The organism is Paenibacillus sp. LjRoot56, assembly GCF_964253335.1.
GTDB classification, from domain to species: domain Bacteria; phylum Bacillota; class Bacilli; order Paenibacillales; family NBRC-103111; genus Paenibacillus_E; species Paenibacillus_E allorhizoplanae.
Genome location: NZ_CAXURV020000007.1, coordinates 191,870 through 207,686, shown reverse-complemented (window position 1 = coordinate 207,686; position 15,817 = coordinate 191,870). Strand labels below are relative to the sequence as shown.

Below are 15,817 nucleotides of genomic sequence, written 5' to 3'. Positions count from 1 at the left end.
CAACAAACTCCCCCAACAACGCCCGAGCGCCGAGATCTCGCGTACGCATGTGAGAACGGTATAGGTGCGATGTATCCTAAGTATTACAAAGGTATTCGTGGATACGCTCTCACCATAAAAATATGATATGGATCGCAAAAATGTTGAATTTTAATCAGAAGCGGTCTTCTGATAGAATTTAGATGGAGTTGGTTTTGGAAGGGAGGAAGCGCTTTGTTTCAGATCCTCATCGTGGATGACGAGCATATTGAAAGAGAAGGGATTAAGCGATTAATCCACAAATATAAACTGCCCTTGGCTGTGTTGGAAGCTGAGAATGGCGAAGAAGCCTTAGAGATGTTAGCTTCGCATCCAATCGATATTGTTTTAACCGACATCAAGATGCCATTTATGGATGGCCTTACTTTGTGTGAGAGGGCACGGGTGCAGTTCCCTGAGTTGAAAATTATTATTTTCAGCGCCTATGGGGAATTTGAGTATGCACAGAGGGCGTTTCATTATCAGATCTCCGCGTATTTGCTCAAGCCCATCGATGTGAGTGATTTCCAGAGAGCCTTTGATGAGGTCATTGCGCTCTGTCATAAAGATCAAGAACAAGAGAAGGAAGAACTGTTCTTAGAGATCCTTCATGCTGCGCAAGCTTCTTCATCGCACTCTCGTAAGTTAGAGCTCATCGGGCTTCATTTTAGTCAGATGTCCGTTCAATTGATTCTAATAGACTACAGTTCATCGGTCTTTGATGTAGAGCACGACTTGCTGCCAGAGAGGCTTCAGACCGTCATTCGTGCACCGTTCGATTATGTGAATTTGAATGAAAGTCAGAGCTTGGTTTGTGTACGATGGGATCACACAGTGCGTAAGGAAGATCTGGAGTCGTTAGGCAGCAAGTTAAAAGCAAGCATTGCGGATGCCTACAACGAAACCTTTACGATGGTCATTTCCAGGCTAATCCACACAGGAGATGAGTTGGCTCCCGAGTTTAAGCTCATGGAGAATGTGCTGGACTATAAATTTTTCTTCCATGAAAGCACAGTGCTCTATACAGATGAAAGCCAAGGGCAAGAAGAAATAGCGAGCACCATCCCTAAGCTCATGGAAACTCTTTATTGGCACTTAGAAGTCAAGGATGAGTTCGGCCTACGCCAAGGTGTTGAGCTATTCTTTAAGACGATTGACGGGAGCGGGCAGCATTCCGCGATTTACGTGAAGTACATGTGTACAGAGCTGGCTAAGAAAATAGGGGAAACGGCAGGGAAAACAGATGTCCACGCGTTTAAGTCGATTGTGGAGGCTATATTCGGGTGTAAGTCCCTAGCTGAGCTGAAAGCGCAGATTCATACTGTTCTTGGAATGCTAGACGGAGATACGGATGTACATAATCCGGAATTCAGTAAGAAAGTGATTAAAGATATCCGGAAACTGATTGAAGATAACTACACATCGGATATCAGCTTGCAATGGATTGCGGATAAGGTGTTTCTTACACAGACCTATGTGAGCTACCTGTTTAAAAGGGAAGTAGGACTAACGTTCGTTAAATATCTAACAACCATTCGGATGCATAAGGCGGAGGCGCTGCTGCGGGAAACGCATCTCACGATTGCGGATATCAGTCAGCAGGTCGGCTATATGAATACGTCGTATTTCTGCAAAACATTTAAACAGGTTCATGGGCAAAGTCCAGCCAAATTCCGAGAGGGAACGAGCTGATATGCGAACTTTCCTCGCTTATTTCCAAAACTTAAGATTTAAGCAAAAGCTGTTTATCTCCTATATGGTCGTCTCCATTATTCCTGTTGTCGTATTGGGGATGTTTTCCTATCATCAAGCTAGCTCTTTCCTGCTGCAACAGGCGAAACAGAATTTGGACGGAGCGATTAGTCAAATTGCAGAGACGATTAACTATCGCGCGAAGCAGCATGAAGCGATCATTAATTCGATCACACAGAATGTTATATTTAAGCGCATCTTTATTAGTAATGACGGTGATTTCCCTGTCTTGTATCGGGATTATGTGGATCCGTTCTTCAGTAATATTCTTGATTTTAATCATGATATCTTACAAATATCAGTGTTTACAGAGAATCAGTCTATTCTGCGAGGCGAATATATTCTGCCACTCGATTTGACATCCGATCTGAAGTGGGCGAATCAGCAGACGCATTCGAAAGAAACGCAGTGGAACATTAAGAATGGCAAGCTCTTCGCTACAAGGCCTTTCGTTAGTGAAGAGGGAGTGCCGTTAGGGAAGGCGCCCGCCGTGTTGTTCCTGAGCATCGATGCCGATAGTTTGTTTCAGGGCTTGGATGATATCAAAACGAATGCCTATGGGATTTTGATTTTAGATAAAGAGGGCAATCAAATTCTATCTAAAAACATGCAGATGAGTACAGAACTCCCAATTGCCTCACTGCCGTCCTCCCAGTTAATGGAGCGAATCGGTTCATTTTCGATGCAGGCAACGGATTACATGTACATTACAGCGGATATGGCGGAGCCGGGCTGGAAACTTGTTTATTTTACACCTAAAAGCGGGATTTCGGTGGATGCAAGGAGCATTGTCAGTGCGACAGCCTTGATTGTCTTGGTGTGTTTGGCTGGCTTGCTGCTCATCATCTGGATGTTCTCCAACACTTTCGTCAAACGTATTATTAAGCTCAATAAGAAGATGATGATCGTCGAAAATGGGAATTTGAAGATTGACGTATCCAGTCAGTCTAGGGATGAAATTGGCCAATTGACGAATCGGTTCGGCAATATGCTTGTGAACATTAACACCTTAATCGAAGAAGTGTATCAAAGTAAGATCACGCAGAAAGAAGCGGAGCTCAAGGCGCTGCAGACGCAGATAAATCCACATTTTCTATATAACACCTTGTCGATTATTAATTGGAAGGCGTTAGAGATTGACGCGATGGAAATTAGTCAGATCACGAATACGGTTTCACGCTTCTATCGAACGGTTCTTAATAAGGGGAGAGATTTCATCCCTGTCCGAAATGAATTGGAGAATGCCAAGGATTATATGCATATCCAAAGTATCATGCACAATTATCGCTTTGATTTCATTTGCGAAGTAGATGAAGCATTACTGCGATATGACATGATTAATCTTATTTTTCAGCCGATTTTGGAAAATGCGCTAGAACACGGTATTGATAAGCTCCGTAAGGGGGATGGGCGCGGCTGTATCACCTTGCGAGGTTACAGGTCGGGAGAAGATCTGGAGTTCTGTATCGCAGACAACGGACCAGGGATGAGTAAGGAGATGGCTGAAGAGGTCATTCAACTGAGCTCGGTCGGTTACGGGTTGAAAAATGTGCATGATCGCATCCAAATTCGTTTTGGTCAAAGCTATGGTTTGCGAATTGAAAGTGAACTTGGGCAAGGCACCAGCGTATTTCTGAACTTTCCCGCCTATACGGCGGAGGGGTATTCAAGGGAAGATGCCAAGTAGATGAGGTAACACCTATGAAGTCGGCGTAAAGACGTCCGGACTGAATAGGTGTTTTTTTTACGTAAAAAAGTGTTACATATCGAAAAAATGTTGGATATTTGCAAAGTCAGTCATGCGCTAAAATTACCTTATTGGATGATTGATTGAAAGGAGTTGGAGTTATTGGGGGATAAGAAACCGCTGCTCATCAAGCTGATACGCAGAGATAAACTGCTGCTGCTGATGTTTTTACCGGTGTTTTTGTACTATTTCGTATTTTGTTACTTGCCGATGCCGGGGATCCTTATTGCATTCAAAAACTTTACACCGGGACATGGTGTATTTGGAGGCGATTGGGTAGGGCTCAAATGGTTGGACCAATTCGTCCATTCTCGTTATTTCTGGCGATTACTGAGGAACACTTTCCTACTTGCATTCTATCCGCTAGTCATCGGATTCTCGATCCCTATCCTCTTTGCCATATGCGTAGTTGAGATTAAGAATGGCCTCTTCAAGCGTTTTGCCCAAACGGTGACCTACCTGCCGCACTTTATCTCAACGGTTGTTATCGCGGGGATGATCATTAACTTCCTGTCTCCGACAGACGGTATTGTGAATACGTTCTTGGATTCTATGGGCATGGCCAAAATTAATTTCATGATGGCGCCCGAATGGTTCCGATCCATCTTCACGGCGTCAGGTATCTGGCAAAGTTTCGGTTTTAGCTCCATTATCTACATCGCGGCTATTATGGGGATCGATCAGGAAATGTACGACTCTGGAAAGATTGATGGCGTTAACAAATTTCAAGAAGTGTGGCATCTCACACTGCCAAGCTTGAAGCCAACGATTGTGATTCTGTTTCTACTCTCCATCGGCGGCATTATGAGTGTGAATTTTGAGAAGGTGTATCTGCTCTACAACGGTGCCACGTACGAAACGGCCGATGTGATCTCGACTTATGTATACAGGCAAGGGATTGAGTCACAGAACTTTGGTTTTGCTACAGCAGTGGGGCTATTCAATTCAATTATCAGTTTCATCTTAGTATATGCGGCCAACCAAGCGAGTCGTCGTGTGAACGACATGTCTTTGTGGTAGCAGCGCCTCAAGAAAGGAGGCCTTCATGGTTAAATCATGGACGGACCGGAGTTTTTATGTAATCGTTTACAGTCTCGTCGCACTTGCGATTGTTATAACCTTATATCCATTTATTTATGTGGTGAGCATCTCAATGAGCTCGGTAGAAGCCATAGACAATAAGTTAGTCACGTTCTTACCTGTTGATTTGAATTTTGATGGGTACAAAATGGTGCTGGGGTACTCCGAATTATGGAAGTCGTACTACAACACCATTTGGTACACCGTTGTGGGGACCATCTTTAATCTGGTAGCCACATGCTTAGCGGCTTATCCGCTTTCGAGAAAGACGTTCTTCCTTCGAAGAAAACTCAACTTCTACATCGCATTTACGATGTACTTCTCTGGTGGGTTGATTCCTCTTTATATGGTGATCACGGAATTAGGACTCTACAACACCAGGTGGGCGATGATTCTGCCTGTTCTTGTGAGTACCTTTAATGTCATGATCTTGCGATCAGCCTTCGAAGCGATTCCAAATGAAATATTTGAGAGCGCAAGCATGGATGGAGCCAAGGATTTCACCTTGCTGTTTCGCATAGCGATTCCACTCACCAAACCAACCTTAGCGGTCCTGACCTTGTACTATGCCGTTGCCCATTGGAACGATTTCTTCAATGCACTGCTGTATCTTGGGAAGTCGGAGCTGCAGCCCTTGCAGATTTTCCTGCGAAGAGTACTTATCATGGCTTCCCCTGAAATTATGCAGAAAATGGGCGGAGAGACAGCGGCTAAAGCGCTTGCTGTTTCGACGCTGCAGGTTCGCTACGTTTCGATTGTAGTCAGCATTTTACCGATTATTACGATCTATCCGTTCATTCAAAAGTATTTTGTACGTGGTATCACGCTAGGTGCAGTCAAAGGGTAGCAATGCTCTTACTGGATATATAAGTGGGCTTTATACATTGAGGGAGGGTTTCGTATATGAAAAAAACACTCAAAACAACGGCAAGTCTGTCTCTGATTACAGCCTTATTTGCAATGGTAGCTGCAGCTTGTACAAGTGAGGGGAGCTCTACGCCTACGGCTAGCTCCGCGGCAGCAACGCTGAAACCAGATGCGAGTTCTGCTGCAGCACCAGCGGGCTTCACGTACACAGGTACAGGGCCAATCACCGATAAAGCAGGATCGCTCAAAATTCTAGCAACGAATGCATGGACGAACAATGTTGATCTAAACCAAGCTCCGATCGTCCAAGAGTTGAGTAAGCGAGCAGGCATTACGGTCAATTGGGAGTTGCTTCCACCATCGACCTATCAGGATGCGATTAGCCCGCGACTTGCTGCAGGGGCCGATCTCCCTGATGTGATCTATCAGTTGGATCAGGATCAGACGATGAAAAATATTCAAGGCGGGTTGTTCAAACCTCTGAATGATTATATCGATAAATATGGCGTGAACATCAAGAAGTTGTTCGAGAAATACCCTGCGCTGAAAGCAAGTTTAACGACACCAGACGGGAAGATTTACTATCTGCCGCAGCTGGCCGTGACCAAGAACTATATGCCTACGTTTATGGTGAACCAGAGATGGTTAGATAAGCTGGGCTTGCAGGATCCAACAACGCTCGATGAATTCACGGATATGCTTCGTAAGTTCAAAGCGAACGATCCGAATGGCAATGGCAAGCAGGATGAAATCCCATTCTCGGTAGCGCCTAATCAACTAGCGAATGCATTTGGACCGGTATTCGGATTGGATTTAGCCAATAACTTCTATGCAGACAAGGACGGTAAGGTGCATTATTCGTACTATGAGCCGAACTATAAGGAATATTTAACCTACTTAAATAGTTTGTACAAAGAGGGGTTATTAGAATCAGATTTCGCTAGTGTCACGGCAGATCAGATTACTTCTAAATTTTCGCAAAATATAACAGGCGCTACGTTTAACTTTAGTTGGTATACCTCTATGGTGTACAGCAAGCTGTTCAAGGATTACGATCCTACGAAACCGCTGATTAAAGGAATCGCTCCATTCAAAGGGCCGCATGGTGATCAATTCTATATTGGACGGAACCCGATTACCGGTATCTTCGGCGTATCTAAGAATGCCAAGGATCCTGAACTGGCGTTCAAATTCTTGGATTATGCGAGCAGTGAAGAATCCAAAGAGATGTATGTGTGGGGATTGAAAGGACAAACGTATGATGTGGTTGATGGCAAGAAACAATTTACGGAGAAAGGCAAGGATAATGATTTTATCCAGAAATTCGGTATCAATCCAACGAATTTGCCAATCGAGCAATCCGTCGAAGCAACGGATGTACTGGTAGCGCCGTGGCATGCTAAGATTGATAAAGAGATGGAGAAGTATATTAAAGCACCATTCCCTTTCGTATACGCACTGAAAGCTGAAGCTGACAAGGAGAACACGGTGATGCCAGATATTACGACGTACGTTAATGAAATGAATATTAAGTTCATCACGGGTAAGGAAAGCCTAGATAAATTCGATAGCTATATCAAGTCGTTGAAAAGTATGGGCGTTGAGGATGTCATTAAAGGTAGACAAGCGCAATATGACCGTTACCTCACAGCCAGTAAGAAATAAACAACGATTGTCGTTTGTATAACTAGCACAGCAGCCGCGGAAATGGCTGCTGTGTTTATCCATTTGCGGCGACGAATCACAAAAAGGACGGTTTCAGGATGAAAAGATCCACCTATGTGCTGCTGTTCATCGTGATTTGTACTTCAGTTGTTGTGCTCATGATAGTCGGCAAGGGAGGAGATCCAGGGCGGACACCGGCATCGTCACACACGAACAAAGCGGGGAAAGGCCTAACGCCAACCACCTTACATCTCCTGTTTCCTTTGGAGAAGCCAGCTGCCCAAGATGAAGTTATCCAAGCTGTTGAGAACAAGCTAGCCAAGGACGGCTTGCCGATCAAGCTCAAATTTACCTATATTCCGTATGATCAGTACTGGAATAAGCTGTGGCTGAATGCGGCAAGCGGGGAGCCTTATGATATTGCTTTATCGGCGTATTCGAATATCGCAGATTTAGTTTCGAAGAAAGTACTAGCACCCTTGGATGATGCGCTTCGCGATTATGGTCATGCGATAGTAAGCAGCACGCCGGATTACGCCTTTCAAGGCGCAACGATAAACGGGCATATCTATGGAATTCCTCGCGTGATGCCGATTGCTGAGTTTCAGAGTTTCGTGCAGATTAGAGGCGATCTGCGAAAGAAATACGGTTTGCCGGAAATTAAGACGGTGGCCGATATGGATAACTATTTGGAGACGATTCATCAGAATGAACCGACGATTACACCCTATTTTTACGACACAGGCCGTTTCTTGCTTCGAGAATATGGGGATGTCGCTTTTTTTGCGGGGGGTTACTTGAATGCTCCTGTGTATATTGATCCAGCGGATCCTCAGCTGAAAGTCAGGGATACCTATGAATCTGATTTTTTCGTTCATATCATGGAGAAGATGCATGAATGGCAGAAGAAGGGCTATATCCCATATGGCCCATCAGACACCTCGAAGTATCCAGATCCAGAGCTTGCTTTTAACTCAGGTAAAGTGGCCGCAACATGGAGTGTTGTTATGAAGCAAACCGAACGAATCGATGCGTTCAAAGCGATGCTCCCAGAGGGAGAACTAGAAAATGTGTATTTGCATCCAGAGAAGCCGAAGTATTTATATACCGGTGCTGACAATATTCTTTCTGTATTTTCGACAAGCCAGCATGTGAATGAGTCTGTTGCTTTCCTGAATTGGCTGAGAAGCAGCCAGGAGAACTATGATCTCTTCACGTATGGGATCAAGGATGTGAATTACAAGCTGAAGGACGAAGCCATCGTTTATGACGGTATTGCGCCCGAGCATCAATATAACCCGATCAGCTGGACCTGGAATGATATTCGGTTTGCTCGGTTTAGTACCTATATCTCACCTGCCTATAGCAAAGAGCTGCGGGACTGGGATAAGGAAGCGATCGTGTCACCAACGCTCGGCTTTGTGCCCGATCTAGCTCCCATTAAATCGGAGATTGCCCAGCTCAATGTCATCATTACGGAGTATTTGCCGATACTGTATGATGCGAAAGTGGATTGGAACGCTACGATGGCTAGCTTCAGAGCCAAATTAAAAGATGCGGGAATGAATCATGTTATTTCGGAAATTCAACATCAATTTGATACTTACCGAGCTAGTAGAAAGGGTGAAAAGCCATGATTACCGTTGCAGCAGATGGGAGCGGCGACTTCATTAGCATACAAGAGGCTGTTAATCATATCCCCGCGGGGAGAAGAGAGCCGACAATCATCCACATTAAAAGTGGTGTTTATAAAGAGAAGTTATATATCGATAAGCCGTGGATTACACTGGTTGGCGAAGGGGCGGAAACGACCGTAATCTCCTATGATGATTATGCGAAAAAGGTGTTTCCGAGCGGAGAACCGTACCACACGTTTCATTCCTACACGGCTTACATAGGTGGGGATCATATTGAGGTGAAGGGGATCACCTTCGAGAATACAGCGGGGAGCGGAGACATCGTGGGGCAAGCCTTGGCTGCTTATGTCGATGGGGACTGCGTTGCCTTTCGCGATTGCCGATTTCTCGGGCATCAGGACACGCTGTTCACAGGGCCGCTGCCACCAAAACCGCGAGATCGCGGCAGCTTTGGCGGTCCAAGGGAGGATGCGCCGAGACGCCCAGTGAGGCAGTATTACGAACGCTGTTATGTGGAGGGCGATGTTGATTTTATTTTTGGCTCGGCGACAGCTGTGTTTCAGGAATGTGAGATTGTCTCCTTGGGACGCGGCTGGATCACAGCAGCCTCTACCCCAGAGGAGGTTCCATATGGTTATGTGTTTCTCAGATGTAAGCTAACCGGAGGTGCGCCTGAGCAGTCTGTTGGTTTAGGAAGACCGTGGCGGAATTATGCGAAGACAGCGTTCGTCGAGTGCTGGGTAGGACCGCATATTAAGGCTGCGGGTTGGGATCGATGGAATGAACAGGAACCGATAGATGAAGTAAGGTACATGGAGTTTGGGAGCGTTGGACCTGGGGCTAATACTAGCGGGCGTGCGGAGTGGGCACGGGAGCTGACGGCAAGCAAGGCAGGGGAGCTGACAGCTAGGCGAGTTCTGGCAGGTGACGATGGATGGGATCCAACACGAATAATTGAATAAATAAGCAAGTTTAGCTTGCTTATGGCCGTCAGGAGGATAGCACCTGGCGGCTTTTCTTTGTATTGTGCAGAGGCACGAAGTATCGATGAAAAACACGCTTACAGCGTGTAAAAGAGTCTGCCCTGTCGATCTTATCGCGCTGAAGTGACGGAAAACACGCTTACAGCGTCCGAAATGGCCCGTTCCACCGCGCTCCCTCCGACTATGCTCAAAGATGCAAAAGAGCACTCATTTTCGGGGGAATCAGCTATCAAGTGGTAAATTGATGCGAAAGTGCAACCTTTTGGGCCGAATATGGACCGAAATGAGGAGTGTAGGTCGAAATAGTTGCACTTTCGCACTTATTTCATTTGGATAGAGGACTTCGCCAAAAAAGGTTGCACTTTTGCATTTTTCAAGCTCCACAGCTGTACTTCTGCTTCGAACAATGGAGGTGTGGAATGTTGAGCATAAGCTTGTTGACAATCATTATCAACAAAATTATAATTACTATTATATTAAAATAATTATAATTAAAGAAATGTAATAAAGTCCCCACCAATAAAAGAGGAGGTTACCCTAATGGTCAAACATGATCTGAAGCAAGCATTACAACGGATGCGGGCAAGGAATATCACGTTAACCCCGCAGCGGCAAGCGTTGCTAACGTATCTTTATGCGCAGGAAAGTTACGTGGCGGTGAAAGACATTTGTGAGGCGATGGTCGATGAATATCCGCATCTGAACGCGATGACAGTCAACAGCTCTCTGCACGTATTTAAACAGCTGGGATTAGTGAATGAGTTGACACTTGGCGGAACTTCTTTACGATATGAAGCGGCTATTTGCTCGTAAGTGAATCCCCGTATGGATTTAGTACGCAATCAGTCGGCCGTTATCATGCCATTGTCCATATAAGTTATTCAAACGGGTCTGTTCAATAAACTTGGTTAATCGATTCTGATACAACGCTGCATCGTGGCGTACAGACTGAATATTGTCGATTTTGACTCTAACATAGAGCTCTGGCAAGGATTGAAAATGGCGATATAGCACTTCGTCCTGCCGTAATTGCGTTAAGATATCTTCAAGTATGATGAAAGATTCAGGGTTCATATCGGGCAATACCTTATATCCTGCTTCTGTCATGAGGCCTAATTTATCTAACCTTCTGACGCGCTCTTTATTGAGCTCTGTCCAGTTACTCTTCTTTTTCCTAGCCGAGTATCGATGCGCTGTTTGCGTGTCATCTAATTTTTTAATTGTGCTATCAATCCAGCCGAAACATAAGGCTTCTTCTACAGAATCTAAGTAACTTTCGGAATGTCGACCTGTAGGAACTAACCAACAATATTCTTCCGTACTGTGATTCTCACTTAGCCAATTTCGCCAATCTTGTCGTGTCTGTACGTTCACAATTTTATCTATGATCATAAGTTTCTGGTCACCTCTGATTATCATTATAACCAAACGCACTGACAGCTGTATGTCAGTGTGTTTGTTGTTTTTCCATAAGAATGAAGTCATGTCGAAAAATATGAATGCTCATCATACAAATTAAAGAACAAGGGAAGATCTCATATAGAGATGTTGAGAAAGGGTTGAGAAACGCATCTTTCCTCATGAACAGGTAAAAGCTAGAAAATGTGCCTAAAAAGCGAACTATTTAAAAGAAATAATAGAAAATCGTTCGTTTTTTTCAAATTGACATGGCACGTTAGTTGGTAGTAAACTAGGAAAGCGGGAAATGAAGCCGCACTAATTGAAAATGTCGAATCAACTCGTATAAAATCAGGAATAAGGCCTGGAAGTATCTACCCAAAAACCATGAATTTTTGGACTACGAGGAAGCGAATGAGGGGAACCATAGGAAATGATGGTCTTTTTGCATTCGGTTCTTTTGCTGTCCAGCGTATAGAATCGTGAATTCTAGCACTGGGCATTTTTTATTATTAATTTTTATTTATTAAATGAAGATTTTAAAAGTCGGCTTTCAGAACCGAGAAGGTTGGGCGAAAGGTGGAGAAGGAGGAACGGAACGTAGTGATGTGCTACGTGAGTACCGGACTTCCCGAGTTTCGTTCAAGATTCGATGCCGAGATGCTTCTCGTAAATTCTTCGTTATCAAAGTTGCCTTTTAAAATTACCTATAAGAAAGAGGTTTGAGATGACGGTACGTGTTGGTGTTATTATGGGAAGCCAGTCGGATTGGGAAACGATGAAGCATGCTTGTGATATGTTGGACGAACTGGGTGTAGCGTATGAGAAGAAGGTTGTCTCCGCGCATAGAACGCCGGATCTGATGTTTGACTATGCAGCATCGGCTATCGAACGCGGGCTACAAGTCATTATTGCCGGAGCAGGCGGTGCGGCGCATTTACCAGGAATGGTAGCAGCCAAAACTGAGCTTCCGGTTATTGGTGTTCCAGTCAAAACGTCCACGTTGAATGGTATGGACTCTTTGCTCTCTATTGTGCAAATGCCAGGCGGCATTCCAGTTGCAACGGTGGCGATCGGCCATGCCGGTGCTACGAACGCAGGCTTGCTCGCTGCGCAGATTCTGGGCGCTTTTGACCCAGAGATTCAAGCGAGAGTGAAAGCACGCCGCGCGCGTATCACGCAAACGGTGCTAGAAAGCAGTGACAACCTATGAGTGACACTTCCAGCGGTAAGGTGATCCAGCCAGGAGGCACAATCGGCATCCTTGGCGGCGGGCAATTAGGGCGCATGCTTACGCTAGCCGGACGCAACATGGGGTATCGCTTCGTAACGCTCGATCCGACAGAGGACGCGCCTTGCGGCCAAGTCGCGGATCAGATTCAAGCGAATTTCGACGACGTGGAGGCAGCTAGAAGACTTGCCGCACGATCGGATGTGATCACTTACGAATTTGAAAACGTCGACGCACACGTCACCAACATCTTGATGGAAGAGTCCTATGTTCCACAAGGCAGTCATCTTTTATACACGACCCAGCACCGTCTTCGCGAGAAAAGAGCGATTGAAGCGGCAGGCGTTCCCGTAGCGCCTTATGCAGAGATCACAAGCGAAGCGGAGCTGCGGGAAGCAGCCGAGAGCTTCGGTACGCCATGCGTACTCAAAACCGCTACAGGCGGTTATGACGGTAAAGGGCAGTGGGTGCTTCGCTCTTTAGATGAAGTCACTGAAGCTTATGAAACGTTAAGCCGCGCCAAAACCGAGCTGGTTCTCGAACAATTCATTCATTTTGACAAAGAATTATCCGTTATTGCAGCTAGAAGTCCACGCGGCGAGGTAAAGGCATTTCCTGCTGCTGAAAATATACATGTACATAATATTCTGCACGAATCCATCGTGCCGGCACGTATACCTGTGCCCGTGCAGAAGGCAGCCGAAGAACTAGCGATTCGCATCGCGGAGTCACTCGGTGTGATCGGGCTCATTGCGGTTGAGCTATTCCTAACCAAGGATGGTCAACTTTATGTGAATGAGCTCGCGCCACGCCCGCATAATTCGGGGCATTACACGATGGAAGCTTGCCGGACCTCACAGTTCGAGCAGCACGTACGTGCGATCTGCAATTTGCCACTCGGTTCAACAGAACTGATTACACCTGTGGTCATGGTCAACTTGCTAGGTGAGCACATTGCACCGCTGCAGGATAGGCTAGCGGAACCTGGTTTCCTAGAAAATGAAGCGTTAGGTGTCAGCGCGAAGCTTCATCTGTACGGCAAGAAGGAAGCGAAAGAGAAACGCAAGATGGGTCATATCAACCTTTTAACAGACGATGTTGAGAAAGCATTGACTTGGATAGAACAGACAGGCATTTGGGAAAGTAAGTAAATGAAACTCATTGGAGGAACGGAAACATGATTGAACGTTATACACGCCCCGAAATGGCACGCATTTGGACAGAAGAAAATAAATTTAACGCTTGGCTGGAAGTTGAAATTCTTTCTTGCGAAGCTTGGTCTGAACTAGGTGTAATTCCGAAAGAAGATGTAAAAGTTTTACGCGAAAAAGCAAGCTTCAACATCGATCGTATTTATGAAATCGAGCAAGAGACGCGCCATGACGTGATCGCCTTCACAAGAGCAGTTTCCGAAACACTAGGGCCTGAGCGCAAATGGGTTCATTACGGCTTAACGTCCACAGACGTTGTTGATACAGCACTTGGTTACTTGTTGCGTCAAGCGAACGAAATTTTGGACAAAGACATTCAGAACTTCATCGAAATCCTTCGCAATAAAGCGATTGAACATAGAGATACAGCGATGATGGGTAGAACGCATGGTGTACATGCAGAGCCAACGACGTTTGGTTTGAAAATGGCGCTATGGTACGAGGAAATGAAGCGTAACCTGGAGCGTTTCCGCTTTGCCGCTGATGGCGTACAATTCGGTAAAATCTCTGGAGCAGTTGGCACGTACGCGAACATCGATCCGTTCGTTGAAGAGTATGTATGTGGCAAGTTGGGTACGAAAGCAGCGCCAATCTCCACACAAACGTTGCAACGTGACCGTCACGCTGAATACATGGCTACACTTGCTTTGGTAGCGACATCTCTTGATAAATTTGCTACGGAAATTCGCGCACTTCAAAAGAGTGAGTTCCGCGAAGTTGAAGAGCCGTTTGCAAAAGGTCAAAAAGGCTCCTCCGCAATGCCACACAAACGTAACCCAATTGGTTGCGAAAGCATTTCCGGTCTATCCCGCGTAATTCGTGGACACATGGTGTCCGCTTACGAGAACGTAACGCTTTGGCATGAGCGCGACATTTCGCACTCTTCCGTTGAGCGTATTATTTTGCCAGATGCGACGCAATTGTTGAACTACATGTTGAACCGTCTTGGCAACATCATCAAGAACCTAACAGTGTTCCCAGAGAACATGAAACGCAACATGCGCAGCACGTATGATGTTCCTTTCTCCGGCCGCGTGATGACGAAGCTGATCGACAAAGGCTTTGCGCGTGAGCAAGCGTACGATACGGTACAGCCGAGAGCAATGCAAGCATGGGAAGAGCAACGCTCCTTCCGCGATATCGTTGAGAACACATCGGTTATCACTGAGGTGTTAAGCCCAGAAGAAATCGCAGATTGCTTCGATCCTAGCTGGCATTTGAAACATGTAAGCACGATCTTTGATCGTCTTGGTTTGAACTAGAAGATAGTGAACGAACAGATAGATTTGAAGGGGAAAGGGTGTGGAATTCGTGGCAAACGCAAGCGTGATCGTAGATACAGCTGAGGAAATGATTAATGCACCTCTGGTGCACAAAGGCAAAGTACGTGAGTTGTATGATCTTGGCGATAGCTTTTTGATCGTGGTAACGGATCGGATTTCGGCTTTTGATTACATCTTGAAGCCTGGCGTTCCAGATAAAGGGTATGTGCTCAATGCTTTGAGCAAGTACTGGTTCGGCATTACTAGCGGGTACATGAAGAATCACATCATCCACACGGATGTTGAGAAGCTTCAAGCGATTATTCCAAGTGCTGAGGATCGAGAGCTTTTGAAAGAGCGTATCATCGTAGCGAAAAAGGCAGAGCGTATCTCCATCGAGTGCGTGGTACGCGGCTACATTACGGGGAATGGCTGGAGACAGTACGCAAGTACTGGCGAAATCAATGGCCGCAAATTGCCTGAAGGATTACGCAAGAACGAGCGTTTGAACGATCCGATTTTCACGCCTGCAGCGAAAAATGATGTGGGTCACGATGAGGACATTTCCATTGAACAAATGATCGAGCTTGTTGGCGAGGATCTAACGTATGCCTTGCAAGAGCGCAGCATCATGCTGTACACGCTGGCGCATAGTATCTGCGAGCAAAAAGGAATTATTTTGGCCGATACGAAGTTTGAATTCGGTTTTTATGCGGGTGAACTTATTATTATTGATGAGATCTTTACACCGGATTCTTCCCGTTACTGGTCACAAGATAAATACGCCTTGGATGTCGAGATCGATTCCATGGACAAAGAGCCTGTTCGCACGTATTTAGCGGGATCTGGTTGGGATAAAAATAGTGAACCGGATGAGCTTCCAGCAGCTGTTGTGGAAGAGACTTCGAACCGATATAAAGAAATTTTGCACCGCTTGGTTGACTAATATTAACGCTGAGGAGCGAT

14 protein-coding genes and 1 riboswitch are annotated in these 15,817 nt (G+C 45.6%); of the genes, 13 read left to right on the top strand and 1 reads right to left on the bottom strand.

The genetic code is table 11. From position 1 onward, the window contains the following. The first annotated feature begins 213 nt into the window (after positions 1-213). The 8 genes from ACSQ8O_RS35490 (at position 214) to ACSQ8O_RS35455 (ending at position 10,562) form a co-directional block, all read left to right on the top strand. Positions 214-1,710, top strand: a complete 1,497-nt coding sequence (locus ACSQ8O_RS35490; RefSeq protein WP_436245554.1) for a response regulator transcription factor — start codon at positions 214-216, stop codon at positions 1,708-1,710. 1 nt (position 1,711) lies between these two features. Then, on the top strand, positions 1,712-3,457 hold the full coding sequence (locus ACSQ8O_RS35485; protein WP_436245553.1) for a sensor histidine kinase: 1,746 nt from the start codon (positions 1,712-1,714) through the stop codon (positions 3,455-3,457). A gap of 162 nt (positions 3,458-3,619) precedes the next feature. After that, positions 3,620-4,537 (top strand): ABC transporter permease, encoded by a 918-nt coding sequence (locus ACSQ8O_RS35480; protein ID WP_436245552.1) that lies wholly within the window; start codon positions 3,620-3,622, stop codon positions 4,535-4,537. Positions 4,538-4,562: 25 nt separating this feature from the next. After that, on the top strand, positions 4,563-5,444 hold the full coding sequence (locus tag ACSQ8O_RS35475) for a carbohydrate ABC transporter permease (protein WP_436245551.1): 882 nt from the start codon (positions 4,563-4,565) through the stop codon (positions 5,442-5,444). 56 nt (positions 5,445-5,500) lie between these two features. Further along, positions 5,501-7,129, top strand: coding sequence for an extracellular solute-binding protein (locus ACSQ8O_RS35470; protein ID WP_436245550.1), 1,629 nt, complete (start codon positions 5,501-5,503; stop codon positions 7,127-7,129). 98 nt (positions 7,130-7,227) lie between these two features. Continuing rightward, entirely contained in the window at positions 7,228-8,766 is a 1,539-nt protein-coding gene (locus ACSQ8O_RS35465) for an ABC transporter substrate-binding protein (protein WP_436245549.1), read from the top strand. Further along, complete coding sequence (locus ACSQ8O_RS35460; protein ID WP_436245548.1) at positions 8,763-9,728, top strand: pectinesterase family protein; 966 nt, start codon at positions 8,763-8,765, stop codon at positions 9,726-9,728. The genes ACSQ8O_RS35465 and ACSQ8O_RS35460 overlap by 4 nt, the downstream gene beginning before the upstream one ends. A 561-nt stretch (positions 9,729-10,289) precedes the next feature. Then, entirely contained in the window at positions 10,290-10,562 is a 273-nt protein-coding gene (locus ACSQ8O_RS35455; RefSeq protein ID WP_436245547.1) for a Fur family transcriptional regulator, read from the top strand. Between the two features lie 18 nt (positions 10,563-10,580). Here the strand turns inward: ACSQ8O_RS35455 and ACSQ8O_RS35450 are convergent, their stop codons facing one another. Beyond that, a complete protein-coding gene (locus ACSQ8O_RS35450) occupies positions 10,581-11,141 on the bottom strand; it encodes a YdeI/OmpD-associated family protein (RefSeq protein ID WP_436245546.1) in 561 nt (186 codons plus the stop codon). 327 nt (positions 11,142-11,468) lie between these two features. Next, positions 11,469-11,570, top strand: a riboswitch (purine riboswitch). A gap of 107 nt (positions 11,571-11,677) precedes the next feature. Here ACSQ8O_RS35450 and ACSQ8O_RS35445 point away from each other — a divergent pair. The 5 genes from ACSQ8O_RS35445 to ACSQ8O_RS35425 all read left to right on the top strand — a co-directional run bounded on the left by ACSQ8O_RS35445 (position 11,678) and on the right by ACSQ8O_RS35425 (position 15,797). After that, entirely contained in the window at positions 11,678-11,848 is a 171-nt protein-coding gene (locus ACSQ8O_RS35445) for a hypothetical protein (RefSeq protein ID WP_436245545.1), read from the top strand. 26 nt (positions 11,849-11,874) lie between these two features. Further along, positions 11,875-12,360 (top strand): 5-(carboxyamino)imidazole ribonucleotide mutase, encoded by a 486-nt coding sequence (gene purE / locus ACSQ8O_RS35440; RefSeq protein WP_436245544.1) that lies wholly within the window; start codon positions 11,875-11,877, stop codon positions 12,358-12,360. Beyond that, on the top strand, positions 12,357-13,529 hold the full coding sequence (gene purK / locus ACSQ8O_RS35435) for a 5-(carboxyamino)imidazole ribonucleotide synthase (RefSeq protein WP_436245543.1): 1,173 nt from the start codon (positions 12,357-12,359) through the stop codon (positions 13,527-13,529). The genes purE and purK overlap by 4 nt, the downstream gene beginning before the upstream one ends. Positions 13,530-13,555: 26 nt before the next feature. Next, positions 13,556-14,851 carry an adenylosuccinate lyase gene (gene purB / locus ACSQ8O_RS35430; protein WP_436245542.1) on the top strand — a complete coding sequence of 432 codons (1,296 nt, stop codon included), beginning with the start codon at positions 13,556-13,558 and terminating at the stop codon, positions 14,849-14,851. A gap of 64 nt (positions 14,852-14,915) precedes the next feature. Then, positions 14,916-15,797 carry a phosphoribosylaminoimidazolesuccinocarboxamide synthase gene (locus tag ACSQ8O_RS35425; RefSeq protein WP_236291784.1) on the top strand — a complete coding sequence of 294 codons (882 nt, stop codon included), beginning with the start codon at positions 14,916-14,918 and terminating at the stop codon, positions 15,795-15,797. The last annotated feature ends 20 nt before the right edge of the window (positions 15,798-15,817 follow it).